General features: G+C 57.1%; 21 protein-coding genes. 10 read left to right on the top strand and 11 right to left on the bottom strand.

Going from position 1 to position 25,076, the window contains the following annotated elements:
- Window positions 1-456: 456 nt before the first annotated feature.
- The 10 genes from ACZRMH_RS20310 to ACZRMH_RS20265 all read right to left on the bottom strand — a co-directional run bounded on the left by ACZRMH_RS20310 (window position 457) and on the right by ACZRMH_RS20265 (window position 10,415).
- Window positions 457-1,362 carry an EamA family transporter gene (locus ACZRMH_RS20310; RefSeq protein WP_464014963.1) on the bottom strand — a complete coding sequence of 302 codons (906 nt, stop codon included), beginning with the start codon at window positions 1,360-1,362 and terminating at the stop codon, window positions 457-459.
- A 58-nt stretch (window positions 1,363-1,420) separates the two neighbouring features.
- Window positions 1,421-2,221: a 2OG-Fe(II)-dependent halogenase WelO5 family protein gene (locus ACZRMH_RS20305; protein WP_464014962.1), complete on the bottom strand. Its 801-nt coding sequence runs from the start codon at window positions 2,219-2,221 to the stop codon at window positions 1,421-1,423.
- A gap of 3 nt (window positions 2,222-2,224) precedes the next feature.
- Window positions 2,225-2,935, bottom strand: coding sequence for a class II glutamine amidotransferase (locus ACZRMH_RS20300; RefSeq protein ID WP_464014961.1), 711 nt, complete (start codon window positions 2,933-2,935; stop codon window positions 2,225-2,227).
- A gap of 126 nt (window positions 2,936-3,061) precedes the next feature.
- Window positions 3,062-4,519: a hypothetical protein gene (locus tag ACZRMH_RS20295; protein ID WP_464014960.1), complete on the bottom strand. Its 1,458-nt coding sequence runs from the start codon at window positions 4,517-4,519 to the stop codon at window positions 3,062-3,064.
- Window positions 4,520-5,009: 490 nt separating this feature from the next.
- Complete coding sequence (locus tag ACZRMH_RS20290; protein ID WP_464014959.1) at window positions 5,010-5,315, bottom strand: NIPSNAP family protein; 306 nt, start codon at window positions 5,313-5,315, stop codon at window positions 5,010-5,012.
- Between the two features lie 65 nt (window positions 5,316-5,380).
- The gene (locus ACZRMH_RS20285) at window positions 5,381-6,340 is read right to left on the bottom strand and encodes an isoaspartyl peptidase/L-asparaginase family protein (RefSeq protein WP_464014958.1); all 960 of its coding nucleotides are present in this window, start codon (window positions 6,338-6,340) and stop codon (window positions 5,381-5,383) included.
- A complete protein-coding gene (locus ACZRMH_RS20280; RefSeq protein WP_464014957.1) occupies window positions 6,337-7,113 on the bottom strand; it encodes an amino acid ABC transporter ATP-binding protein in 777 nt (258 codons plus the stop codon). The genes ACZRMH_RS20285 and ACZRMH_RS20280 overlap by 4 nt, the downstream gene beginning before the upstream one ends.
- A complete protein-coding gene (locus tag ACZRMH_RS20275; protein ID WP_464014956.1) occupies window positions 7,110-8,207 on the bottom strand; it encodes an amino acid ABC transporter permease in 1,098 nt (365 codons plus the stop codon). The genes ACZRMH_RS20280 and ACZRMH_RS20275 overlap by 4 nt, the downstream gene beginning before the upstream one ends.
- Window positions 8,208-8,209: 2 nt before the next feature.
- Window positions 8,210-9,364, bottom strand: coding sequence for an amino acid ABC transporter permease (locus tag ACZRMH_RS20270; RefSeq protein WP_464014955.1), 1,155 nt, complete (start codon window positions 9,362-9,364; stop codon window positions 8,210-8,212).
- 13 nt (window positions 9,365-9,377) lie between these two features.
- Window positions 9,378-10,415 (bottom strand): amino acid ABC transporter substrate-binding protein, encoded by a 1,038-nt coding sequence (locus ACZRMH_RS20265; RefSeq protein ID WP_464014954.1) that lies wholly within the window; start codon window positions 10,413-10,415, stop codon window positions 9,378-9,380.
- 153 nt (window positions 10,416-10,568) lie between these two features.
- Here ACZRMH_RS20265 and ACZRMH_RS20260 point away from each other — a divergent pair, with 153 nt between their 5' ends.
- The 6 genes from ACZRMH_RS20260 to ACZRMH_RS20235 all read left to right on the top strand — a co-directional run bounded on the left by ACZRMH_RS20260 (window position 10,569) and on the right by ACZRMH_RS20235 (window position 19,442).
- Complete coding sequence (locus tag ACZRMH_RS20260) at window positions 10,569-11,438, top strand: LysR family transcriptional regulator (RefSeq protein ID WP_464014953.1); 870 nt, start codon at window positions 10,569-10,571, stop codon at window positions 11,436-11,438.
- Window positions 11,439-11,610: 172 nt separating this feature from the next.
- On the top strand, window positions 11,611-13,326 hold the full coding sequence (locus ACZRMH_RS20255; protein WP_464014952.1) for an amidase: 1,716 nt from the start codon (window positions 11,611-11,613) through the stop codon (window positions 13,324-13,326).
- A gap of 87 nt (window positions 13,327-13,413) precedes the next feature.
- Window positions 13,414-13,755, top strand: coding sequence for a hypothetical protein (locus ACZRMH_RS20250; RefSeq protein ID WP_464014951.1), 342 nt, complete (start codon window positions 13,414-13,416; stop codon window positions 13,753-13,755).
- Between the two features lie 100 nt (window positions 13,756-13,855).
- Window positions 13,856-15,100, top strand: a complete 1,245-nt coding sequence (locus ACZRMH_RS20245; protein WP_464014950.1) for a TolC family protein — start codon at window positions 13,856-13,858, stop codon at window positions 15,098-15,100.
- The gene (locus ACZRMH_RS20240) at window positions 15,097-16,323 is read left to right on the top strand and encodes an efflux RND transporter periplasmic adaptor subunit (RefSeq protein ID WP_464014949.1); all 1,227 of its coding nucleotides are present in this window, start codon (window positions 15,097-15,099) and stop codon (window positions 16,321-16,323) included. The genes ACZRMH_RS20245 and ACZRMH_RS20240 overlap by 4 nt, the downstream gene beginning before the upstream one ends.
- On the top strand, window positions 16,320-19,442 hold the full coding sequence (locus tag ACZRMH_RS20235) for an efflux RND transporter permease subunit (protein ID WP_464014948.1): 3,123 nt from the start codon (window positions 16,320-16,322) through the stop codon (window positions 19,440-19,442). The genes ACZRMH_RS20240 and ACZRMH_RS20235 overlap by 4 nt, the downstream gene beginning before the upstream one ends.
- A gap of 249 nt (window positions 19,443-19,691) precedes the next feature.
- Here the strand turns inward: ACZRMH_RS20235 and ACZRMH_RS20230 are convergent, their stop codons facing one another.
- Window positions 19,692-20,072, bottom strand: coding sequence for a RidA family protein (locus tag ACZRMH_RS20230; RefSeq protein ID WP_464014947.1), 381 nt, complete (start codon window positions 20,070-20,072; stop codon window positions 19,692-19,694).
- Between the two features lie 129 nt (window positions 20,073-20,201).
- On the opposite strand from ACZRMH_RS20230, the gene ACZRMH_RS20225 reads away from it, so the two are divergent.
- From ACZRMH_RS20225 to ACZRMH_RS20210, 4 genes are all read left to right on the top strand, one after another.
- Window positions 20,202-21,080 (top strand): helix-turn-helix domain-containing protein, encoded by an 879-nt coding sequence (locus ACZRMH_RS20225; RefSeq protein WP_464014946.1) that lies wholly within the window; start codon window positions 20,202-20,204, stop codon window positions 21,078-21,080.
- A 129-nt stretch (window positions 21,081-21,209) separates the two neighbouring features.
- Window positions 21,210-22,568, top strand: coding sequence for a glutamine synthetase family protein (locus tag ACZRMH_RS20220; protein WP_464014945.1), 1,359 nt, complete (start codon window positions 21,210-21,212; stop codon window positions 22,566-22,568).
- 43 nt (window positions 22,569-22,611) lie between these two features.
- A complete protein-coding gene (locus ACZRMH_RS20215; RefSeq protein WP_464014944.1) occupies window positions 22,612-23,700 on the top strand; it encodes a polyamine ABC transporter substrate-binding protein in 1,089 nt (362 codons plus the stop codon).
- A gap of 49 nt (window positions 23,701-23,749) precedes the next feature.
- A complete protein-coding gene (locus ACZRMH_RS20210; protein ID WP_464014943.1) occupies window positions 23,750-25,048 on the top strand; it encodes an NAD(P)/FAD-dependent oxidoreductase in 1,299 nt (432 codons plus the stop codon).
- Window positions 25,049-25,076 lie beyond the last annotated feature (28 nt).

Raw genomic sequence — 25,076 nt, 5'->3', positions numbered from 1 at the left:
AAGTCATGGGAGAGGTGATGCAGGAAGCCTTGGCTATGCGGCATGATGCTCCGGCTTCAATTCAATAACCGTGTTGCACTCAGCTCCTGCAACCGCCCTTGATAATACACTCCCGCAGAACCAGCCAATACTCAGGAGACATTATTGAGCAGCCATTAAATGACTCTACCTCTTGACCTATCCAAGTCAATTTCACAGATTCGGGCAGTTCGCTTATAATTCGTTCAACTTGACGCCAAAATTTTGAGGACAGCTTAAAATCAGAAAGACCTAAACGCATACTTTTCGCGTCACCCGCACATAAAATCATTACTTTCTTTCGAGGTTTAGGAGAGGCAACTACCATTATCGAATTACCTATTAATAATACTCAATGACCGGCAAATTAGAATATAAATATTTTTTATTCTTCACACACAAGAGCCTATACACTTAATATCCAAGCCATAACATGACTTAACCCCGAACCCAACGCGCCAGGGAGAAACGACTGCCAAACGTATTTAAAAGCAACCCTAAAACTACAATAAACGCACCGAGAACTTGCTCGCCGGACAGCATTTCATCTAATAATAACTTCGCACTCGCAATGCCTACGACTGGGACCAGAAGAGATAGTGGCGCGATTCGCCATGTCTCGTAACGACCCAACAAATACCCCCATGCGGCATAGCACAATATAGTAGCAAAAAACGAGAGATATATTAATGACCCCACTGTTTTGGCAGAAACCCCTAGCAAACTCTCTCGCACTTGAGCCCCCCCCTCAAACACCCATGAACAAACGAAGAATGGCACAACGGTCACAAGAGAACTCCAAACAACTAAAGCAATCCCTGACACTTGATTATTTCGCAGTATGATTTTATTAGCTATATTGCCTAACGCCCACGACACAGCAGCACCTAGTGTCAAAAGCAAAGTCCCCAGAGTAATAGAATCATTGCCTTGAGTGTTCATGCTCGCTCCTGCAAGCAGGTACATACCTATACAGGCGACTAAAACCCCTGCAATATGATTCCATTTGCACCGCTCTGAAAGCAGGAGCACGCCAAAAAATATTGTGAAAAAAGCCTGACTCTGAATAACCAAAGAAGCGATACCAGCAGGCATACCCAATTTGATAGCGAGAAACAAAAAAGAAAACTGCCCAAAACTTATAGTCAAACCATACGCAAATAGCCACCTTATAGGAATTTTAGGCAATCCTATAAAAAAAATCGCAGGAAAAGCAACGAGCAAAAACCTAAGTCCCGCCAAGAGAAAAGGAGGCATTTCATGAAGCCCAACTTTTATAACAACAAAATTAACCCCCCAAATAAAGACCACACAAAGGGCCAGAAACATATCCTTCACAGACATAAAATCACCCCGCAGAATAACTACAAAAAACCGAATAAACCGTCTACAAAAATCGCACTCAACTCCAAGCAATAGCCTGTCGGGCACATTGGTCGGTTAAGCCGAAAAAAAAACCAAGCGTGACTCGTGTGGCGCCACAGACACGGTCAATTTCGTGATAGAAGTTAGGGTTAAAGATATAAACATCGCCGACCTGCGGACTAAACTCGTAAAAACCATAACCTTCAACTACGCCACCTGAATAACCCAGCTCACACTTAAACTTGAAACGCTCATCTTCAACTCTCCATTTCTTCTTAAAAACCCGTAAAACCCCACCACTGGTACACTCTTGCAAACATACGACACAGCTAAGTTGTTGAACTATTTTCGAGACCACTAACTCAGTGCCTACAGCGTCACGCGAGATATTGTCATTGTGCAAAGGATTAGCTATACCATTGGCATGAAATCTCACAACCGAACCAGCATACTCACCCCATACTGGCTCTACAGCAGTCTTCAAAGATTTTAGTTGAAGCCATTGCTTTACCAACTGATAGATATTGCACCTCATACTGACCAAGGACTGAGGCAGCAAGGGCTGAATCACTGATGCCTGCCTGAAATATTCGTCAGGACATGATGTATATTTTGCCAGATAGGGCCCCAGAGTAGTAAGCGTGGCATTTAAATATGTCGAAACACGAACCCACTCAGCACAACGTTTCAGATCACTTACCAAGCGCAGATTAATAGCCGGTAGCAAAAAGCCCCGAAACACAAGTACGGGCACTTTTGCTGAAATAACATCCTCCAACCACGTAGGTTCTGTCGACATGTCGGGGGTAATTATTTTTACTTTAGCAGGTTCGTTCACACCTCACCCCCTTAGTTCCAGTTCATATAATTCAGCATTCTGCATAGCACGCCATTCAGACGCCCCACCCAAGAACGGAATAATTTCCGATGAAATATATTCAACCTTATCGCCTGCATAGTGCTTCATTGTGAAATACTCAGCACACGAAGTCTGTTCAGGAAACCATTGCCACACCCAAGCTTTATATTGAGTCATTAAAAAGAAATTACCAGAACTACCACCCGGTGAAAGCTGCGCTAGCTTATTCACCAAGCACTCTTTACTTATACCTGCCAATGATTCTATCGCACCAACTATATACTCAAGGTATTCTGCCGAATCAAAACTGGAAACTGATAGACCAAGATGATGATAGACGGTAGGCATGAAACCATTGTGCATCATATACCAACTAATACCCCCACTCTCTCGATGCAAAGGGTGGGAAAATTGAACTCCCATATTTTTGCTCAATGTAGCATGACGCACATGCACAGCTAAAAATTCAATATTTTCATCTAAAATTTTTACCCTCGAAGAAGCTTCAACAAAATTATCGTCACCGTGCAGTACCCTAACCTGGCCATTACTTATCCACAAACAACCCCATCCGTCAGGATGTTGCTTAATCGAGCCATCATGTTTGATAATCTCACCAGCAGCCATGGCACGGGCAGCCTTTATGACATCTGCTACAGAAAATTCCCCACAAGCAATAATCATCCTACACATTGGAATCTACTCCAGCTGCTTGATTTAACTACCCGCAGACCTTGTCGAACCTTGAACCCATAAGGCTGACCAATTCAAACCAGCAACACGCTCACAATTAAGTTACTATCACTCACTGACCACCCGCTAACGACCAGAGATAACTTCTACTACACTTCCTGATCGTGAACGATCATTTTTAACTTGCACTATAGCTTTATGGGGGTCGTATCGTAAAACCCTAGACAACGGGTCATCAGCTTTAGATTCAAGTAAGGAGGCTACCAAGCAATTACCATAGAGTTGACGAAGTTGCTCCAAACTCAAACCTGAAATCTGTTCTAACTTTGCCTGCAAAATTGAGCAACCGTCAACATTGCTTTGAAGCAAGCAATGAATAGCAGGTAGTGGCAGCGCAAAATTTTGTTGAGCCCTATACTCTTCAAGATTTTTCCCACCTTCTGTGAACGGAGAATAAATCATACATATCAACTGTTGCGTTGATAGATCGTAAGCATCTATTGCAAATTTTGTTGCCCGTGCACGTTGCTCATTTATTGCCGTGTCATTTTCGTAGCGAGCTGCCATTTCGGAGATCAAGTGAAGCGGGAAATCTTTCTGTTTCATAAGTCCTATTGCAAAGCTGGCGTATTCTCGAACTCCCTCCTTATAGCTACGACCTAAAAGCGTCTCCGCCCGTAACCCCCGAATATGAGCCATGAGTGTAGGGTTACCACAGTCAGACTCGGAAAAACTGAACATCAATTCATCAAAATCAAAACCCAGAAACTCAGTTAAAAGTTCCCAGTGATCACCTGAGTCGTAAGCAGTATCCTGGTAAATATTAAAAAATACAGGATCACCCACTAGTTCATAAGCAATTCGATGCTCTGACGTTACATTGCCTGGCCCATAAATACTTTCAAAATAGCCATTCGCTACACTATCAAGTGTTTTTAAAAAGCTAGAGAAACCCCGAGCCTTATCAAGCTTTCCAGTAGTGAATAGTCGTGACAGGTGGCGCACCCAGGCAAAGTATGCCGCTTGCTCTTTTGATGAGTCTCCCGTAACAATAACATCAACGCCCCCATTCAGCTGTGCAGCCATGCCGAATGAATTCATCATACTTAAGTTACACGCATTACAAAATGTAGACCGTGCATCTGCTTGAAATCGGTGCCCACTCATCAGAACATTTGTACGATTTTGAAGCCTGACAACTTCAGGCATCACCACATAACGTTCAAAAGGTCGAATCAACAAACCATCGGCAATCAGGCACTCGATCGAGTCATCATCGTAAACGCCTAATGAACGATATACATTATCAATATTTTCCATAACCTTGTGATTCATACCCGCATGGCGATTAGTTATTATCCTCAATCTGAAGGTTTCGCCTCGCTCTGACAAAACAATATTTCGTATATATATAACCCAAGCAACCATATAACTACTATCTTTCCCTCCCCCATAAGCCAGAAGCACACGATTATTTCTTATTACCCTTTGATCCGGCAAGCTTTGGATTAATCTTTGAGCACACCTCTTCGCTGATTCGATCACGGCATCGGAAAAATATGACTCAATGATTTCGTTTATCATCCTACCCTCCCGCCGACTGCGTACACAGCACGAACCATTCCACTATTGTCTTAAAGCCACACAGTAGATGCATGAATCTCAATCACAGAGGACTTTAAATAAACACTAGTAGCAAGAAAAAAATTACGCAAATAAAACACCAAATTTTCAGATCTCTCTTACAAACAGCGCAGGACCACTCTTATCTAAAGTCAGAAAACGCCGAAAATAACTTAGAATTATCCTACAACATATACAATACCCAGGCATCGTCTAAAGGCGCACTCAAAAAATATTCACTGTTTAACTAGCCCGCGGGATTTATCCAATACTCGAATCGGAGTCAAGCAGCATGAAGTTGTGGCCAGAGAGGCCCCTCTAAACCATGCCACCCAAGCTTTATAATTACTACGCAATCGATCGCAGCCTTCGGCAGCGACTACAAGTCTGGCAAATGACAAGGTAAAAGCTGCACACCGCAACTTTTACACGGGATGAATACCTCTAGGGCTTACTCAAACACCGGCCGAAAAAAGCTGCGCTCGTAGCTCAAGATGCAGCGGTTGTCTTCAGCCAGCTTGAATGCGGCCATGCACTCGGCATCGGTCTTTGAGCGCTCACGGTAGTTTTCGTACTCCGTGAGGCTGGGGAAGGTAAACATGGCCAGGGCGATGTTGTTGGCGCCTTCCGAGGGCAGGAAGTAACCGTGGTGCTGCCCGCCGAATTTCGCTACCAGCGGGATCCACACTTTGGCATAGGCCTCGAATTCGGCCAGTTGGTACGGGTCTATCACGTAACGCAGGTAGCAGGTGACCATGGGTTCATTCCATGAGGCGAAAGGAGTTCGAGACTAGTCTCCTGCCGCCCCACGGGTCAATGAACTCAAGCAGGATGCAGGCGGTCATCCTCGGCATAGATCGCGGTGTGCAAACCGCCCCCGGTATCGCGCCAGGCGCGGTACATGCCCGGGGTGTTAAAACTCAGTACGGTCTCGCCGCAAGGTGACACTGCTACCACGCCACCATTGCCTCCCAGCTCCTTGAGTTCCCCCTGCACCACCTGTTCGCAGGCATCTTGCAGGCTGGAGCCAACCAGGCGAATACGCGATGCAATATTGTGGGCCACCACGGTGCGCATAAAGAACTCGCCGTGGCCGGTGGCCGAGATGGCAGCGCTGCGGTCATCGGCCCAGGTGCCGGAGCCAATCAACGGCGAGTCGCCCACGCGGCCATAGCGTTTGTTGGTAATGCCGCCCGTGGAAGTGGCAGCTGCCACATGCCCCTGTTGGTCCAGCGCCACAGCACCCACGGTGCCGAATTTTTTCTCGATGCCGCCTGGCTCCAGCAACACGGTTTCCGGCTGTTGCTGCTGGGCAGCCCATTGGCGACGTCGCAAGGGGGTGTCGTACCAGTCGTTGCTGACGTGCTCCAGACCGGGCTGCTCGGACAGGAACAGATCCGCCCCCGCGCCTGCCAACAGGACGTGTTCGCTGTGCTCCAGTACCGCCCGTGCACCGCAAATCGGGTTGCGCACATGATGCACTCCGGCCACGGCACCGGCTTCGAGGTTGGCGCCGTTCATGATCGCGGCGTCCAGTTCATGGTTGCCGGTATGGGTAAACACCGCGCCCTTGCCGGCGTTGAACCAGGGGCATTCTTCCAGTTCGACCACGCTGGCCTGCACCGCGTCCAGGCTGTTGCCGCCCCGCTCCAGCACTGCCACACCGGCCTTGAGAGCCTGCAGCAAGGCTTGGTGAATGGCCTGTTCGTCGGCCTCGGTGAGCATGCCCGGCATCAGTACACCGGCACCACCATGCAGGGCCATCGCAATTGAAGGGGTCATTGTGCATGCACTCCGTGATTGATTATCTGGCTTAAAAAACGTTGGGTTCGGGGTGATTCCGGAGCCGAGAAAAACCGCTCCGGCGGTGCCTCTTCGACGATCTCGCCCTGATCCATAAACACGATGCGGTCCGCCACCTTGCGGGCAAAGCCCATTTCGTGGGTCACGCAGATCATGGTCATGCCTTCCTGGGCCAGGCTGGTCATGACGTCCAGCACTTCGGCGATCATTTCCGGGTCCAGCGCCGAAGTCGGCTCGTCGAACAGCATGACCTTGGGCTGCATGCACAAGGCCCGGGCAATGGCTATTCGTTGCTGCTGACCACCGGACAACTGCGAGGGAAACTTGTTGGCATGGTCGCGCATCTTGACCTTGTCCAGCAGACCCAGCGCACGCTCGATGGCTTCAGCCTCCGGCACGCCCAGATTGGAGGTTTGCGGCAAGGTGCAGTTTTTCAGCACCGTCAGGTGCGGGAACAGGTTGAAGTGCTGAAAACACATACCCACCTGCCGGCGGATCCTCTCCAGGCCCTTGAGGTTGCCATTGAGTTCTTCACCCAGCACCTCAACCAGGCCCTGCTGGTGCTGTTCCAGCTGATTTATGCAACGGATCAGGGTCGATTTGCCCGAACCGGAAGGCCCGCAGATCACCACCTTCTCGCCAGCGTGAATATTCAGTGAGATGTTTTTCAGCACATGGGCATTGCCGAACCACTTGTTCAATTGTTCGATACGCACCATCGCGGCGGCATCAGCCTTGGGTTTGATGATCATGCGCGGCTTTGCTCCATTCGTTGTTCAAGATGTCGGGCATAGCGCGACAGTGCAAAACAGATGACGAAGAAATAGATCGCCAGGAAGACGTAGATTTCGTGGCCGTACTCAACCCACTCAGGCGCAACGGCGGTGCTCATGGCGATACCGACGATGTCCAGCACACCGACAATCATCACCAGGGTGGTTTCCTTGAACAGGCCGATAAATTGTGTGAGCAAGGGTGCAATCGACTGCTTGAGTACTTGCGGCAGGATGATCTGGCCCATGGTTTTCCAGTAACCGAAACCCAATGCCATCGCCGCTTCGTACTGACCCTTGGGCAGGTTCTGCAAGCCGCCGCGCAAGGTCTCGGCCATATAGGCAGCGGTAAACAGGATCAGCACCAGTTGCACCCGCACCAGGATGTCGAATGCCGAATCCGGCGGCAGAAACAGCTGGATCATCAGCGAAGCCATAAACAGTAGCGAGATCACCGGCACCGAACGCACCAGTTCGATATAGAGCACGCAGAGCATGCGCACCACTGGCAGTTTCGAGCGACGCCCGAGCGCCAGCAGAATCCCCAGCGGCAAGGCAAAAATCATCCCGGCAGTGCCCAGAAACACCGTGACCAGCATCCCGGCGAACTTGGTTGAAGACACCTCCGGCAACCCTGCCCCGCCCTTGAGCAACCACCACATCACGATCGGCAGCAAGGCCAGGTACGCCAGCAACAGGCGCCGGTCCAGACGCTTGAAAAACAGCAGGACAAAAGCCGCTCCCGCCAGCACCAGCGACAGGCTCACCCGCCATTGTTCGGCCTGCGGATAGAAGCCATAGACAAACAGGTTCCAGCGCTGGGTAATCGGCAGCCAGCATGCACCATTGGGGTTGCAGTCCCTGGCGCTGTCGCCGACAAAGGTCGCGTCGAACACCAGCCAGTTAAGCGCGGCGGGCACGCACCAGCACAGCAGCGCTATCACGCCGAGGGTCAACAGGCTGTGGCCAACACTGGGGAACAGTTGGCTGCGGGCCCAGTTCACGGCCCGCTCGGACCAGGGCAAACGCGGGGGTGCCAGCGGCACAGGCAGTGCTTGATTCATTGCGGTCATGTTCAGTGCCCCCTCTGGCCGATACGGTGGTTGTAGATATTCATCCCCAGAGAGATCACCAGGCTGATCAGGCAGTAGGTGCCCATCACCAGCGCGATGCATTCAATCGCCTGGCCGGTCTGGTTCAGGGTGGTGCCACCGGTGGACGACACCAGTTCCATAAAACCGATTACCACCCCCAGGGAGGAGTTCTTGACGATATTCAGGTAAGTGTTGGTGATTTGCGGAATCATCGGGTAGATCGCCTGTGGCACGATCAATTGGCGCATGCTCGTACCGGGCTTGAAGCCCAGCGCCCGGGCGGCTTCGTACTGGCCGCGATGCACCGACTCAATGGCACCGCGAACGATTTCAGCGATGTAACTGGCGCTGTAGAACGACAGGGCCAGGCACAAGGCAAGCATCTCCGGCACCAGGGTAATCCCGCCTTTGAAGCCGAAACCGCGCTGCACCGGCACTTCCCATTGCAAATGGGCACCACTCAAGACGTACACCAGCATCGGCAACAACACCGCCCCGGCCAACAGCGCAGGCCAGCGTCGGGAAGCAAAGCCGCGCCATGGTGAACGGGCCTCCTTGAGCCGACAAAACACATAGGCCAGCAACGTACCCAGCATCATCAGGGCCAAGCCCCAGCCGACCTGGCCGCCTTGCTCAAGCCACGGCAGATTGAGACCGTTGTTGTTCAAAAACACCACGCCAAACAACGATGCCGAATGCTTGACCCCGGGCAGCGCCAGCACCAGGCCGTACCACCAGACCAGATGCACCACCAGCGGCACATTGCGCAGAAACTCGATGCAAGTGCCGCTCAGGCGCTTGATCAACCAGTTATCGGAGACCCGGGCCATGCCCAGGGCGCCCCCCAGCAAGGTGGCCAGCACTATGCTCAGCACTGACACCAGCAAGGTGTTGAGCAAACCCACCAGATAGGCCCGGGCATAGGTGGCGTCCGGGGTGTAGTCGATCAGCGAAAAGCTGATGTCATAGCCAGCGCGCTGGGACAAAAATCCGAATCCCGAAGCGATATTGAGGTTCTTCAGGTTCAGCGAGGCGTTGCTGGCCAGCAGATAAAACACCGCAGCAACCAGCGCCAGAACCAGCCCCTGCTGCAAGACACTGGACAGACGCACATTGGGCGAACGATAGGTCGACATGACAGTAATCCCCTTAACGGATCGGCGGTGCGTACATCAGGCCGTGGTCCTTCCAACTGCGGTTCAGCCCGCGCGGAATGTTCAATGCCGTCTGCTGGCCGAGGTTACGGTCATAGATTTGCGCGTAGTTGCCGACCTGTTTAAGGGCGCGATAGGCCCAGTCACTGTCCAGCCCAAACGACTTGCCGATGGTGCCCTCGGTGCCGAGCAAACGGGCGATATCGGTCGAGGCGGTTTTATTGCCGCGCAGTTCGTCGACGTTGTCCGAGGTCACGCCCAACTCTTCGCCCGTCATCAGGGCATAGGCGGTCCAGGTCACGATATTGCGCCACACGGTGTCACCCTGAGCCACGAAGGCACCCAGCGGCTCCTTGGAAATCACTTCCGGCAGCAGTGCGTAGTCCTTGGGGTTGTTCATCAGCGCCAGGCGCGCCGCCAGACCGGAAGAGTCATTGGATATGGCATTGCAACGTCCGCGCTGGAAGGCGGCGTACAGTTCGGGGCTTTTCTCGATAACCACGGTTTTATAGGTCAGGCCACGGCGACCGAAGTAATCTTCCAGATTCTGCTCGGAGGTGGTGCCCGGCGACAGGCAAAAAGTGGCGCCATCCAGATCCGTGAGTTTCTGGATGCCATCTGCAGCGTGGGTCATAAAACCCTGGCCGTCGTAAAACCACACAGTGGTGAAGTCCACGCCCAGGTTGGCTATGCGTTCAGCAGTCCAGGAGGCGGCCCGCGACAGGATGTCGATTTCCCCGGAGGCCAGGGCGGTAAAACGGTTTTTCGCGGTGGTGGTCAGGTACTCGACCTTGTCCGCATCCCCCAGCACCGCAGCGGCCACGGCGCGACACAAGTCCACGTCCATACCGGTCCAGCGGCCCTTGTCATCGATCAGCGAAAAACCCGGCTTGTCACCTGCCACACCGCAACGCACGCTGCCGTGGGCTTTGACCTTATCCAGCACACCTGCCTGAGCGGTCTGGGTGCCGGTCACCAGCAGCGCCAACAGTGGCGCTCCAAGTAAAAGCTTCACCCTATTCAATTTGTGCATATGATTGTTCCTTCAGAATTCTTCTTGTTATGCCTGTCAACCACAATCCAACGGCAGGTGGCGCTTGTGGGCACAATAAAGACAGAGACATGGGCCGGATAGCGGCGATTGATCCACTATGCTGGACACGCTATCGAATATTGGAATAACCCTATGAATATCGACTGGTATGAAGACTTTCTCGCCCTGGCTGATACCGGCAAGTTCACGGCGGCAGCCAGCATGCGCGGCTCTTCGCAATCGGCGTTAAGCCGACGCATCCAATTGCTTGAAGCCCATCTGGGGGCGACCCTGATCGACCGCGAACGCAACCCGGTGCGCCTGACTGCCGCCGGTGAAGCCCTACTGCCCAATGCCGTGGAACTGGTGCGCATGGCCCGCGACTGCGAACAAAGCGTCAAGGTGCTCAACCGACCGCTGACCTTCGCCTCGCTGCACACCCTGGCCTGCAACTTCTTCCCGGGCTGGATCAGCCAGTTGAACAGCCCGCAAGCGCCGCTGTTTACCCGTATCGATACCGGCTATCGCAGCACCGATGATTACTACATGGCGCTAATGTCGGGCCGTTGCGACTTCATCCTGTTCTACCGCGATACCAAAACCGCGCCTTACTCGCGGCAAAGTGAATTCGAGGTCAAGTCCCTGGGTCATGACGAGCTGTACTGGGTGGCGACTCCGGCACTGGCCGCGCATTGCACACAGACCGACGCGCCGATCCCGCTGCTCAGCTATTCACGCAGTGCGCAGTTGCATGAACTGTCGCGTACCCAGATCAACCGCCACCCGCAGCCTCATCGGCTGCTGCAAGTGTTTGAGGCGACAGTTTCAGAAGCCCTCAAGCCAATGGTTGCCAGCGGTCAGGGCGTGGCCTGCATGCCCCACAGCATGGTGGCACCGCTGATCGAGAGCAAAGAACTGGTGCGGCTGTATCCCGATATGGAGTCCGACCATCTGGAAGTGATCCTGGTGCGCTGGCGGGACAACCGTAACCCGCAGGCCGATGCGTTCTGGCAGCGGCTGTAGAGCATAAAACCGCCCATTTCTGAAGAGCGCCCGCCATAAATACGGATAAACATCGATAAAAACCGAGGAATTGGCTGCTTATTTACGACAACAAATGCGACATGGGCTGGCTGAGGGGGCTGCACATTCGATAAGCTCTGCGACCTCCCCATCAGCCACCAGCGGTAAGCCCATGATTGAAGTGACCGAGGTTTCCATAGCCCAACTGCGCGCGGCGCTTGAATCTGGCCAAACCACGGCGGTCGAGCTGGTGCAGGCGTATCTGGCACGGATCGACGCCTACGACACCGCTAACACGCCCACTGCGCTCAACGCGGTGATCGTGCGTAACCCACAAGTGCTGAGTGAGGCGCAAGCCTCCGATGCCCGCCGCGCCAAGGGCCAGACCCTCGGCCCGCTGGACGGCATCCCCTATACCGCCAAGGACAGTTATCTGGTCAAGGGCTTGACTGCCGCGTCAGGCAGCCCGGCCTTCAAGGATCTTGTTGCCTATCGCGATGCCTTCACCATCGAACGCCTGCGCGGCGCCGGAGCCATCTGCCTGGGCAAGACCAATATGCCGCCCATGGCCAATGGCGGTATGCAGCGCGGAGTTTATGGTCGCGCCGAAAGCCCGTACAACGCCGACTACCTGACGGCACCTTTCGCCTCCGGCTCCTCTAACGGTGCAGGCACGGCCACGGCGGCCAGCTTCTCGGCCTTCGGCCTGGCGGAAGAAACCTGGTCCAGCGGGCGCGGCCCGGCCTCCAATAATGGTCTGTGTGCCTACACGCCATCGCGCGGGGTGATTTCGGTACGCGGCAACTGGCCGCTGACCCCGACCATGGATGTAGTGGTGCCGTTTGCCCGCACCATGGCCGATCTGCTGGAAGTGCTTGATGTGGTGGTGGCGCAAGACCCCGACACCCGTGGTGACCTGTGGCGCTTGCAACCCTGGGTGCCGATCCCGAGCGTGGCTTCGGTGCGTCCGGCCTCGTATGCAGAACTCAAAGTCGGCAGCGATGCCCTGGCCGGCAAGCGCTTTGGTGTGCCGCGTATGTATATCAATGCCGACCCTGAAGCGGGCACCGCTGAAGCACCGGGTATTGGCGGACCCACCGGGCAGCGCATTATCACCCGCGCCTCGGTGATCGATCTGTGGCAAGCCGCACGCCAGGCCATCGAAGCCCAGGGCGGTGAAGTGATCGAAGTGGACTTCCCGCTGGTCTCCAACTGCGAGGGTGACCGTCCAGGCGCACCGACCGTGTTTACCCGCGGGCTGGTGTCGAAGGAATTCCTGCATGACGAACTCTGGGAGCTGTCAGCCTGGGCGTTTGATGACTTCCTGCGCGCCAACGATGACCCAAAACTCAACCGCCTGGCCGACGTCGATGGCTCGCTGATTTTCCCCCACGACCCGGGCACCCTGCCCAACCGTGAAGACGAACTGGCGGCGGGCATGGATGAATACGTGCGCATGGCCCAGCGCGGGATTACCCCGTGGGATCAGATCAGCACTGTGCCCGACGGCCTGCGTGGCCTGGAACAAACCCGTCGTATCGATCTGGAAGACTGGATGGACCGCCTGGGCCTGGATGCCGTGCTGTTCCCGACCGTAGCCGATGTAGGCCCGGCCGATGCCGATATAAATCCGCTGTCGGCAGATATCGCCTGGAGCAACGGCGTGTGGGTGGCCAACGGTAATCTGGCCATCCGCCATTTGGGGGTTCCAACTGTCACCGTGCCAATGGGCCTGATGGCCGATATCGGCATGCCGGTGGGGCTGACCTTTGCCGGGCGTGCCTATGACGACTCGGCGCTGTTGCGCTTTGCGTCGGCGTTCGAGGCGACGGGGTCCAAGCGTGTGATTCCACCGCGAACGCCGCCTTTGTCGTCGCAGCAAAAGTAAACCTGCGTGCCCGCCAAGGAAGGCTGGCATACAGATTTACCGGCTACGCTAATCTTGGGTTAATGCTGATCAGTTGATATCCACCCCATGAAACGCTACCTGCGCTTTTGCCTCATTCTCATGCTTAGCCTGGCGCTTCCCCTCAGCGGGATGGCGGGGGTGCAGGCAGCCGCAGAAGCTTGCCCGATGAAAATGTCGGGGATGACCATGATGGACGACATGGGCATGGACTGCTGCAACGATGCAAAAAGCCCCTCCGAACACGGCAAGCCTTGCAAGCCGGGCCAGGAATGCAAGACCGGGGGCATGCTGCAGGTGTCGGTGATCAAGCCTGGCGTGACCTTGTCCAGCCCCGTTACACGCCCCTCTCCCGCCGATTTCGCCCCTGAGCAAGCCCCTTGCGGGGTATGGCGCCCGCCTCGCGCCTGATTCCTTTCTCCACATTGAACTTCATTCCGTTTTAGCGGGATGGCTTATCTGCGCGCCTGTCTTTTGACCCGCGCAGTGGACGATCACAGGAATCGTGACCATGAACTGCAAACGCTGGCCCCTCGCGGCTGGCCTGGCGGCGAGCATGCTTGCATGGCCGGGCTTCGCCAGCGCATTGACCCTCGAAGAGGCATTGCGCCTGGCTGAAAACAATGCGCCGTCGCTGAGCGCCCAAGACGAAAATATCCGGGCGGCCAGCAATGCCGCCATCCCGGCAGGCGAACTGCCCGATCCCAAGCTGTTGCTGGGGCTGCAGAACTACCCCGTGGACGGGCCGGAGCGTTTTAGCGTCAACCGGGACTTTATGACCATGCAGATGGTCGGCGTACGCCAGGACATGCCCAACAGCGACAAACGCAAGGCGCGGATCGAGGTCGCCGATGCGGCCGTGGAACGGGCCACCGCCGAGCGCAAGGTCGAGCGCCTTAACGTGCGCCAGGCCACTGCACTGGCCTGGATCCGCAGCTACTCGATTGAGCGCAAGGACGCGTTGTTTCAGGACTTCTACAAGGAAAACCGCCTCTTCAGCGATACCGTCCGTGCGCGCATTGCCGGTGGCAGCGCGCAACCCGCCGATGCCGTAACGCCCAAGCAGGAAGCGGCACAACTGGCCGAGCAGCAGGACGATCTGGTTGTGCAGCGGGCCCAGGCCCGCGCCGCCCTCAAGCGCTGGATCGGCCCTGCCGCCAGCGACACACCGACGGGAAACCTGCCTGCATGGCCCGTAAATACCTCCCTATACGCCCATAACCTGCATAACCACCCCGAGCTGGCTGCCTTTGCGCCAATGACCCGCGAAGCGCAGGCCAAAGTGCGTGAAGCCGAGTCCGAGAAAAAGTCGGACTGGAGCTGGGAGCTGGATTACCAGCACCGTGACCGTCAGTTCGGGGACATGCTCAGCGTGCAACTGTCCTGGGACTTGCCGCTGTTTCCCGGCACCCGGCAAAACCCGAAAATTGCCGCCAGGCAAGCGCAGGTCAGCCAGCTTGAAGACGAACGCGAAGCCCTGTCACGGGAGCACACCGAACAACTGGAAAACCAGCTGGCCGACTACCAGCGGCTTGACCGCTCCGTACTGCGGGTTGAGCAAAACCTGTTGCCGCTGGCCAGGGAAAAGCTCGATCTGAGCATGGCCAGCTACCGCGCAGGCAGCGGCGACTTGAGCGCAGTGGTAGTCGCCCGCCGTGAACTGATTGAAACCCGACTCAAACAGATCGACGTACAGGAGCAGCGGGCGCTGACCGCTGCGCGATTGCATTTCGCTTATGGAGAAACCGGCCAATGAATATCCAACACGTCAAAGGCGCAGTGCTGGTTGCCATCGCGATGGCATTGAGCGTGGGCGGCGGTTACTGGCTTGCTCAAGGCACGCCTGCTGCACAGAACCAAAATACCCCGGCAGAACGCAAGGCCCTGTACTGGTATGACCCCATGTTCCCGCAGCAAAAATTCGACCAGCCGGGCAAGTCGCCCTTTATGGATATGCAACTGGTCCCGCAGTACACCGATGACAAGGGCGATCAGGCGAGCATCAGCATCGACCCCGGCATGACCCAGAACCTCGGCTTGCGGGTGGCCACCGTCACCCGCGGGGTCTTCGAGAGCAGCATCGATGCCAGTGGAGTGCTGGCATTCAACGAGCGCGACGTCGCGGTGATTCAGGCCCGTAGCCCGGGCTTTGTCGAGCGGGTCTATGCCCGTGCACCCGGCGATGTACTTGCGCCCAATGCCCCCCTGGCAGATCTTCTGGTACCTGGGTGGGCTGCTGCGCAAACCGAGTTTCTGGCGCTCAAACGTATTGGCGACAGGCAACTGCTGGCTGCCGCCCGCCAGCGCCTGCGCCTTACAGGCATGCCCGCAAGCCTGATCGCCAAAGTGGAACGTGACGCCAGGGTGTACCCGACTTTCACCCTCACCAGCCCCATTGGCGGTGTGCTGCAAGATTTGAATATACGGGCAGGCATGACCGTGGCAGCAGGCGAGACCCTGGCCCGGGTCAACGGCCTGGGCACGGTGTGGCTGGCCGTGGCCGTACCCGAGGCGCAAGCCGGGGCGATCACCGAGGGCCAGGCCGTCGAAGCGCGCCTGCCCGCCTTCCCCGGGACGCTGCTTACGGGCACGGTCAGCGCGATCTTGCCCGAGACCCGCGCCGATTCGCGCACCCTGAGCGTGCGGGTCGAACTGCCCAACCCGGACGGCCGCCTGCGACCGGGCCTGAGCGCCCAGGTGCGACTCAACCACGCCAGTGCGCAACCGCTGCTGTGGGTGCCGAGCGAAGCACTGATTCGCACTGGCCGACGAACCTTGGTGATGCTCGCTGAAGACGGTGGCCACTATCGCCCGGTGGAGGTACAAACCGGTCAGGAAAACGCCGCCAGGACGGTGATTGTGCAAGGCCTGCAAGAAGGCCAGAAGGTGGTTGCGTCCGCTCAATTCCTGCTGGATTCCGAGGCCAGCCTCAAAGGCGTGATGCCCGCTATGGGCATGAGCATGGAGCCACAGCAATGATCGCCGCCCTTATCCGCTGGTCCGTAAGCAACCGCATTCTGGTGCTGCTGGCAACCCTGTTTATCACTGCCTGGGGCATCTGGTCGGTGCAAAACACCCCCATCGATGCCCTGCCCGATCTCTCCGATGTCCAGGTCATTATTCGCACTCCCTACGCGGGGCAGGCGCCGCAAATCGTAGAGAATCAGGTGACCTACCCACTGGCCACCACCATGCTCTCGGTGCCGGGCGCCAAGACCGTGCGCGGCTACTCCTTTTTCGGCGACAGCTTTGTGTATGTGCTGTTTGAAGACGGCACCGACCTGTACTGGGCGCGCTCACGGGTGCTGGAATACTTGAGTCAGGTACAAAGCCGCCTGCCTGCCAGCGCCAGGCCCGCACTAGGCCCGGATGCCACGGGCGTGGGCTGGATTTATCAGTACGCCCTCGTCGATCGCAGCGGCCAACATGACCTGGCGCAACTGCGCGCACTGCAGGACTGGTTCCTCAAGTTCGAACTCAAGACCCTGCCCAACGTTGCCGAAGTGGCAACCGTAGGCGGCATGGTCAAGCAGTATCAGGTGCAGCTCGACCCGCTGAAGCTCGCCAGTCTGGGCATCACCCAGGCCGAGGTCAGCGCCGCCATCGGCAAGGCCAATCAGGAAACCGGCGGCGCCGTACTGGAAATGGCCGAGAGCGAGTATATGGTGCGTGCTTCCGGCTACCTGAAGACCCTCGACGACTTTCGCGCAATACCACTCAAGCTCGCTGGCGGTGGTGTGCCGGTGACCCTTGGCGATGTGGCGACGATTCAAATTGGCCCGGAACTGCGCCGCGGCATCAGCGAACTCGACGGCGAAGGCGAAAGCGTTGGCGGTGTGGTGATTCTGCGCAGCGGCAAAAACGCTCGCGAAACCATCGCGGCAGTCAAAAGCAAACTCGAGGAACTGAAAAAAAGCCTGCCCGCAGGTGTGGAAGTCGTCACCACCTACGACCGCAGCAAGCTGATTGACCGCGCCGTGGAGAACCTCAGCCACAAACTGCTGGAGGAGTTTCTCGTCGTGGCCCTGGTGTGCGGGATCTTCCTCTGGCACTTGCGCTCATCGCTGGTGGCGATCATCTCGCTGCCGGTGGGGGTGCTGATGGCCTTTATCGTCATGCGTTATCAGGGCCTCAACGCCAATATCATGTCCCTGGGCGGCATTGCAATCGCCATCGGCGCAATGGTCGATGCCGCCGTGGTGATGATCGAAAACGCCCACAAAAAAATCGAGGCCTGGCACACGGCCAACCCCGGGGAGCAACTCAAGGGCGAGCGGCATTGGCAGGTGATCACTCAAGCGGCAGTAGAAGTCGGCCCGGCACTGTTCTTTTGCCTGCTGATCATCACCCTGTCCTTTATCCCGGTGTTCACCCTGCAGGCCCAGGAAGGACGACTGTTTGCCCCGCTGGCCTACACCAAGACCTACTCGATGGCTGCTGCGGCCGGGCTATCCGTGACCCTGGTGCCGGTGCTGATGGGCTACTGGATACGCGGGCGCATCCCCATTGAGCAACAGAACCCGCTGAACCGCTGGCTGATCAGCCTCTACCAGCCAGCCCTGAATGCTGTACTGCGTCGCCCCAAAATCACCCTGGTGGTGGCGCTGCTGATATTCCTCAGTGCGCTGTGGCCCATCTCCCGCCTGGGCGGTGAATTCCTGCCGCCGCTGGACGAAGGCGATCTGCTGTACATGCCCTCGGCGCTGCCGGGTCTGTCGGTGCAAAAAGCCGCGCAACTGCTGCAACAGACTGACCGCCTGATCAAGACCGTACCTGAAGTTGAACACGTCTCCGGCAAGGCCGGGCGAGCCGAAACCGCGACCGACCCGGCGCCGCTGGAGATGTTCGAAACCACTATCCAGTTCAAGCCCCATGACCAATGGCGCCCCGGCATGACCCCGGAAAAATTGGTGGAAGAACTCGACCGTGTGGTACGTGTGCCCGGCCTGACCAACATCTGGATCCCGCCGATTCGCAACCGTATCGACATGCTCGCGACCGGCATCAAAAGCCCTGTCGGAGTGAAAGTGGCGGGCAGCAACCTCAAGCAAATCGATACGGTGACCCAGGCCGTGGAACGCGTAGCCAAGGGCGTGCCCGGCGTCAGCTCGGCACTGGCCGAGCGATTGACCGGTGGCCGCTATATCGACGTCGATATCGACCGTCCGGCTGCCGCCCGCTATGGCCTGAATATCAGCGATGTGCAGGCCATCGTGGCCGGTGCCATTGGAGGCGAGAATGTCGGCGAAACCATCGACGGGTTGGCCCGGTTCCCGATCAACCTTCGCTATCCCCGAGAGTGGCGTGACTCGCTGGGCGCCCTGGAGCAATTGCCGATCTACACCCCGCTCGGCAGCCAGATCACCCTGGGAACGGTGGCGAAGCTCAGGATCAGCGACGGCCCGCCGATGCTCAAAAGCGAAAACGCCCGGCCTTCGGGGTGGGTATATATCGACGTACGTGGCCGCGACATTGCTTCGGTGGTGGCTGATCTTCGCCGGGCAGTCAGTGAGCAGGTCACCCTGCAACCCGGCATGAGTCTGAGCTACTCGGGGCAATTCGAGTTTTTGCAAAGGGCCAATGCCCGGCTCAAGCTGGTGGTGCCGGCCACCCTGCTGATTGTCTTCGTATTGCTGTACCTGACCTTTGGCCGATTCGACGAGGCTCTGCTGATCATGGCCACTCTGCCCTTCGCGCTGACTGGCGGGGCATGGTTGGTGTATCTGCTGGGGTACAACCTGTCGGTCGCCACCGGGGTGGGTTTTATTGCGCTGGCGGGGGTGTCGGCGGAGTTTGGCGTGATCATGCTGCTGTACCTGAAAAACGCCTGGGCCGAACGCCAGGCAACGGGTGACAACAGCGAGCGCGGGTTGCTGGCGGCCATTGGCGAGGGTGCGGTGCAGCGGGTTCGCCCCAAGGCCATGACCGTGGCCGTGATCATTGCCGGGTTGCTGCCCATCCTGCTGGGCAGCGGAACCGGCAGCGAAGTGATGAGCCGCATCGCCGCGCCGATGGTCGGGGGGATGATTACCGCGCCCTTGATATCGTTATTTGTGATCCCGGCGGTTTACCGGTTGATGCACCGTGGTGCTCTGTAATCAACCGGGATTGGGTTCTGCCCTTACGATTGCTCGCTCCCATAGACAGGAGGAGGTGCAACGCCGATGGCTCAAATACCACTCAGTAATTACTGAGTGGTGGTTGCAGCCCCTATAAGACGTAATCGCGCAAAACCATGTAGCAGTTGCCGAACGCAGCCTCGTACCTTCGGCAGGCTTCGTTTCGGCTCTGCACAGCAGGTCAATCGACAACACCAATCCCGGATATATTGCCAAAAAACCCGATTATCAGCCCTTGGCCGCCATCGCCGTCACTTCAACCCGCATCCCCTCCACCGCCAACGCCGCTACCCCAACAGCCGCGCGCACCGGCCAGGGCTTGGCAAAAAATCGCTTGTACACTTCATTGAACGCCGCCCGATCTGCCATATCGGTCAGATAAATGGTCAGGTGCAACACCCGGTCCATCGAGCTACCCGCTTTCTCCAGCGCCAGCTTGAGCGCCTGCAAGGTGCACTCGCTCTGCTCGACAATCCCGCCCAACTCCAGGCTGCCATCGGCACGGGTCGGGATCTGGGTGGAAACCAGCAAACCACCGAAACCGGTCACATCGGACGAGATGGAGTCAGCATCAGGATCCGGGATAAAGGTGATGTCGTGATTGCTCATAAAGCTCTCCTGCAAGGCAAAAAAGAGCCATTGTCCAACCTCCACCCTCACCTTGCGCGGTTTTTTTCACACTGCTAGGGTGCGCTGAAACAATAAGTATAAAAATCGCCCCGCCAGAGGAAGCAAACCATGCAGATTCAATCGCACAACACTGCGGACGTGGATCAGCAACTGGTGATTGCCGGCTGGCAGGAACACTACCAGCAAATGTCGGCCGGTTACTTCCAGGGTAAGGTGGTACACCTGCAACTCAACGGCATCGAGGTGTTTGAGGAGCAGATGAACACCCGCATCGAGCAGCATTTTCATGCCCCCGCTGCCTCGCTGGTATTCAGTTTTGACACGCAAAACGGCTCGCTCTATTTGCTCAACGAAGACACCCAGAACACCTGGATCACCCCGGAAAACTACCAGGAAGTCTCAGTCGTCATCGGCCCCCGCTACCTCAAGCAACTGGAAAACCTGAGCAACCTCGACGGCCTGTTCCTTACCCCGCTGGTGTCCCAGCAAAGCCGCATTTTTGGCCGCTGGTTAAGCACCACCTTGCAGCAACTGGCCGTCGATGATTCGCCCCTGCCCGACGAAAGCCTGGCCCAGCAACTGCTCGACGACTGCCTGTATATCCTCGACTGCCCGCGCCAGACCCTCGACTACAGCCAGCAAAAACACCTGGCCCATGACCGCCGTCTGATCCAGCGTGTGTTCGATCTGGTTATGACCGCCCCGCAAGAACACTTCAACGTGCTGCAACTGGCCAATGCCGCCGGGGTCTCGGTGCGTCAGTTGCAGCACAGTTTCACCACGTTTACCGGGGTGTCGCCCAGCCAGTGGCAACGCTTGCGCCGACTTAATTTTGCCCGCCGCGACTTGCTGCGCCTGTCCCCTGCCGAAACCACCGTGGCAGAAATCGCCATGCGCTGGTCGTTCTGGCACCTGGGCCGCTTCTCCGAAACCTACCGCTCACTGTTCGGCGAATTGCCCAGTTGCACCCTGCTGCGCAGCCGATAACGCACCAAAACAGGGCACCCAATAAAGCGCAAATCGGATAGAAGCCCGCCGTCCACGCTTGCACTATCACCTCACAACACGGAACCGGGTCGCCAGGGGGCGCTCGGGCATTTCCCTGCAAGAGGCGTTATGAAAGGCAATCTGGATCGGCTGAGCCACTGGCTCAAAGAAAACAACATCACTGAAGTCGAGTGCCTGATCTCTGATCTGAGCGGCATCGCCCGGGGCAAAATCTCTCCCACCAACAAGTTTCTCAACGAGCAAGGCATGCGCCTGCCTGAGAGTGTCTTGTTGCAGACAGTGACCGGCGATTACGTAGAAGACGATATCTACTACGAACTGCTGGACGCGGCGGATATCGACATGCACTGCCGCCCGGATCAGGACGCAGTGTTTATCGTGCCCTGGGCAACCGAACCCACCGCCCAGGTGATCCACGACACCTATGACAAACAGGGCAATGCGATCGAGCTGTCGCCGCGCAACCTGCTGAAAAAGGTCCTGAGCCTGTACACCGCCCGTGGCTGGAAGCCGATTGTCGCCCCTGAAATGGAGTTCTACCTGACCCAGCGCAGCCCCGACCCGGACTACCCGTTGAAGCCGCCGGTGGGTCGCTCCGGGCGCCAGGAAACCGGGCGCCAGTCGTACTCGATCGAAGCCACCAACGAATTCGACCCGTTGTTTGAAGACATGTACGACTGGAGCGAAGCCCAGGGGCTGGATCTGGACACCCTGATCCACGAAGAAGGCACGGCGCAGATGGAGATCAACTTCCGTCACGGCGCGGCGCTGTCCCTGGCCGACCAGATCATCATCTTCAAGCGCACCCTGCGCGAAGCCGCGCTCAAACATGATGTCAGCGCCACCTTTATGGCCAAGCCGATGACCGGGGAGCCCGGCAGCGCAATGCATGTGCACCAGAGCGTGGTGGACCTGGAGACCGGCAAGTCGGTGTTCTCCAACCCCGATGGCAGCATGAGCCAGCTGTTTATGCACCATATCGGCGGCCTGCAAAAATACATCCCCGAAACCCTGCCGCTGTTCGCTCCCAATGTGAACTCGTTCCGCCGTTTCCTGCCCGACACCTCGGCGCCGGTCAACGTGGAATGGGGCGAAGAAAACCGCACCGTGGGCCTGCGCGTGCCGGACTCCGACCCGCAGAACCGCCGGGTTGAGAACCGCCTCGCCGGTGCCGATGCCAACCCTTATCTGGCCCTGGCCGCCAGCCTGCTGTGCGGTTACGCCGGGATGGTCGAGGGTATCGAGCCAAGCGCAGCGGTGGTCGGCCGTGGTTACGAACGGCGCAACCTGCGCCTGCCGCTGACCCTGGAGGCGGCGCTGGAATGCATGGAGCAATCGGACATGGCCAAGAAGTACTTGGGCGAGCGCTTTACCAAGGGCTTTGTGGCGGTCAAACGGGTCGAACATGAGAACTACAAACAGGTCATCAGCTCCTGGGAACGGGAGTTCCTGCTGTTTAGCGTGTAGCGCTCAACGCATTCCAAAATGAGCCCAAACAAAGGACATATGGATGAAACCTATCGCCAGGAAACTGTTGCTCACCACCCTCTTCGCCCTCGCGGGCCAGGCCTCGGCGCAAGGGGTGGTAAATGTCTACAACTGGACCGACTACATCGCTGAAGACACTCTGCTGAACTTTCAGCGCGACACGGGCATCAAGCCGGTCTACGACGTGTTCGACTCCAATGAAACCCTGGAAGGCAAGCTGCTGGCCGGGCGCACCGGCTATGACGTGGTAGTGCCCAGCAACCACTTTCTGGGGCGGCAGATCAAGGCCGGGGTGTTCCAGAAGCTCGACAAGTCGCAGATCCCCAACTGGAAAAACCTCGATCCGGTTCTGCTCGAACGACTGCAAGCCAACGACCCCGGCAATCAATACGCAGTGCCTTACCTGTGGGGTACCAACGGCATCGGCTACAACGTCGACAAGGTCAAGCAGGTACTGGGCATCGACAAGATCGACTCCTGGAGTGTGCTGTTCGAGCCGGAAAACCTCAAAAAGCTGAAAAGCTGCGGCGTGGCCTTTATGGATTCGGCCGACGAAATCATGCCCTCGATGCTCAACTACCTGGGCCTTAACCCGCGCAGCCTGGAGCTCAAGGACTACAAGGTCGCCGAGAAAAAACTCGAACCGCTGCGCCCCTATATCAGCTACTTCCACTCCTCCAAATACGTGACCGACCTGGCCAACGGCGATATTTGCATTGCCTTCGGCTACTCCGGCGATGTGTATCAGGCGATCAATCGCGCCAAAGAAGCCGGCAACGGCGTCAATGTGGCCTATGTGGTGCCCAAGGAAGGCGGCAATTTATGGTTCGACATGCTGACCATCCCGGCCGACGCCAAGAATCCCGAGCAGGCCCATGCCTTTATCAACTACCTGCTCAAGCCTGAGGTGATTGCCGATATCAGCGAGTACGTGGGCTACGCCAACGCCAACACCCAGGCCACGGCGGTGATGAAGGAGGAGATCACCCATAACCCGTCGATTTATCCTCCCGAGTCGGTGCAGGCCAAGCTCTATGTATCTTCCGAGCTGCCACCTGACCTGATGCGCTGGATGACCCGTTCGTGGAACAAGTTCAAGTCAGGTCGTTAATCCCGCGCCGGGCAGCACTGGTTGCCCGACACTTACACAGGCAGTTTTTATGACGTCCATGATGTCTTTACCGCACACCTACTACAGCGCCACGCGCAATCAGCAACTCGACTGCCCGCCCCTTGCAGGTCAGGTGCAGGCGGACGTATGCGTCATTGGCGCGGGTTTTACCGGGCTCAATACCGCCATCGAGCTGGCTGAGCGCGGCCATTCGGTGATTGTGCTCGAAGCGCAGCAAATCGCCTGGGGCGCCACCGGGCGCAATGGCGGCCAGTTGATTCGCGGGGTCGGCCATGACCTTGACGCCCACGCAAAAACCATCGGCCGCGAAGGCGTCCAGGTCTTGGAGAAACTGGGCCTGGACGCGGTGGATCTGGTACGCCAACGCATCGAAAAGCACGGCATTGATTGCGATCTGCGCTGGGGGTTTTGCGAGTTGGCCAACACCCCGCGCCATGTTGAAAACCTGATTGCCGAACAAGCCTCACTGCAACGATTGGGCTATCGGCACAAGGTCGAACTGGTCGAGCGCGCCGATATGCAACGCGTTGTCGCCTCGGATCGCTATCTGGGCGGGCTGATCGATGAAGGCTCGGGGCATTTGCACCCGCTCAATCTGGCCCTGGGTGAAGCCAGGGTTGCGCAGCAACTGGGCGTGCGGATTTACCAGAACAGTGCGGCGCTACGCATCGACTATGGCCGCCAGGTTCGCGTGAACACGGCCAATGGCGTGGTGCTCGCCAAGACCCTGGTGCTCGCCGGCAATGCCCATCTCGGCGATCTGGAGCCGGCCCTCAGCGGCAAGGTACTGCCCGCTGGCAGCTATGTGATCGCCACCGAGCCTTTGAGCGAGGAACTGGCGCACAGCCTGATCCCCGAAAACCGGGCGCTGTGCGATCAGCGGGTGGGGCTTGATTACTATCGCCTGTCGGCTGACCGACGCTTGCTGTTTGGCGGCGCCTGTCACTACTCCGGGCGCACGCCCAGGGATATCGCCGCTTATATGCGCCCCAAGATGCTGGACGTGTTCCCGCAGCTGGCAGGTAAGCGCATCGATTTTCAATGGAGCGGAATGATCGGCATCGGCGCCAACCGGTTGCCACAGATTGGCCGTTTGCAGGCTCACCCTAACGTGTTTTATGCCCAGGCCTACGCCGGGCATGGCATCAACACCACCCATATGGCCGCGCGGCTGGTTGCGCAAGCCATCAGCCTTGAGCACAGCCAGGGCTTTGATCTGTTCGCCAGGGTGCCACATATGACATTCCCGGGCGGTAAGCATCTGCGCTCGCCTTTATTGGCACTGGGGATGCTCTGGTATCGGCTCAAGGAAATAGCAGGACACTGATGCCTGACAAAAAACCCTGTGGGAGCGG

It is taken from the genome of Pseudomonas sp. B414 (assembly GCF_055408445.1).
Note: the sequence above shows the minus strand (reverse complement) of the source record. Positions and strands in the feature narration are given on the sequence as shown.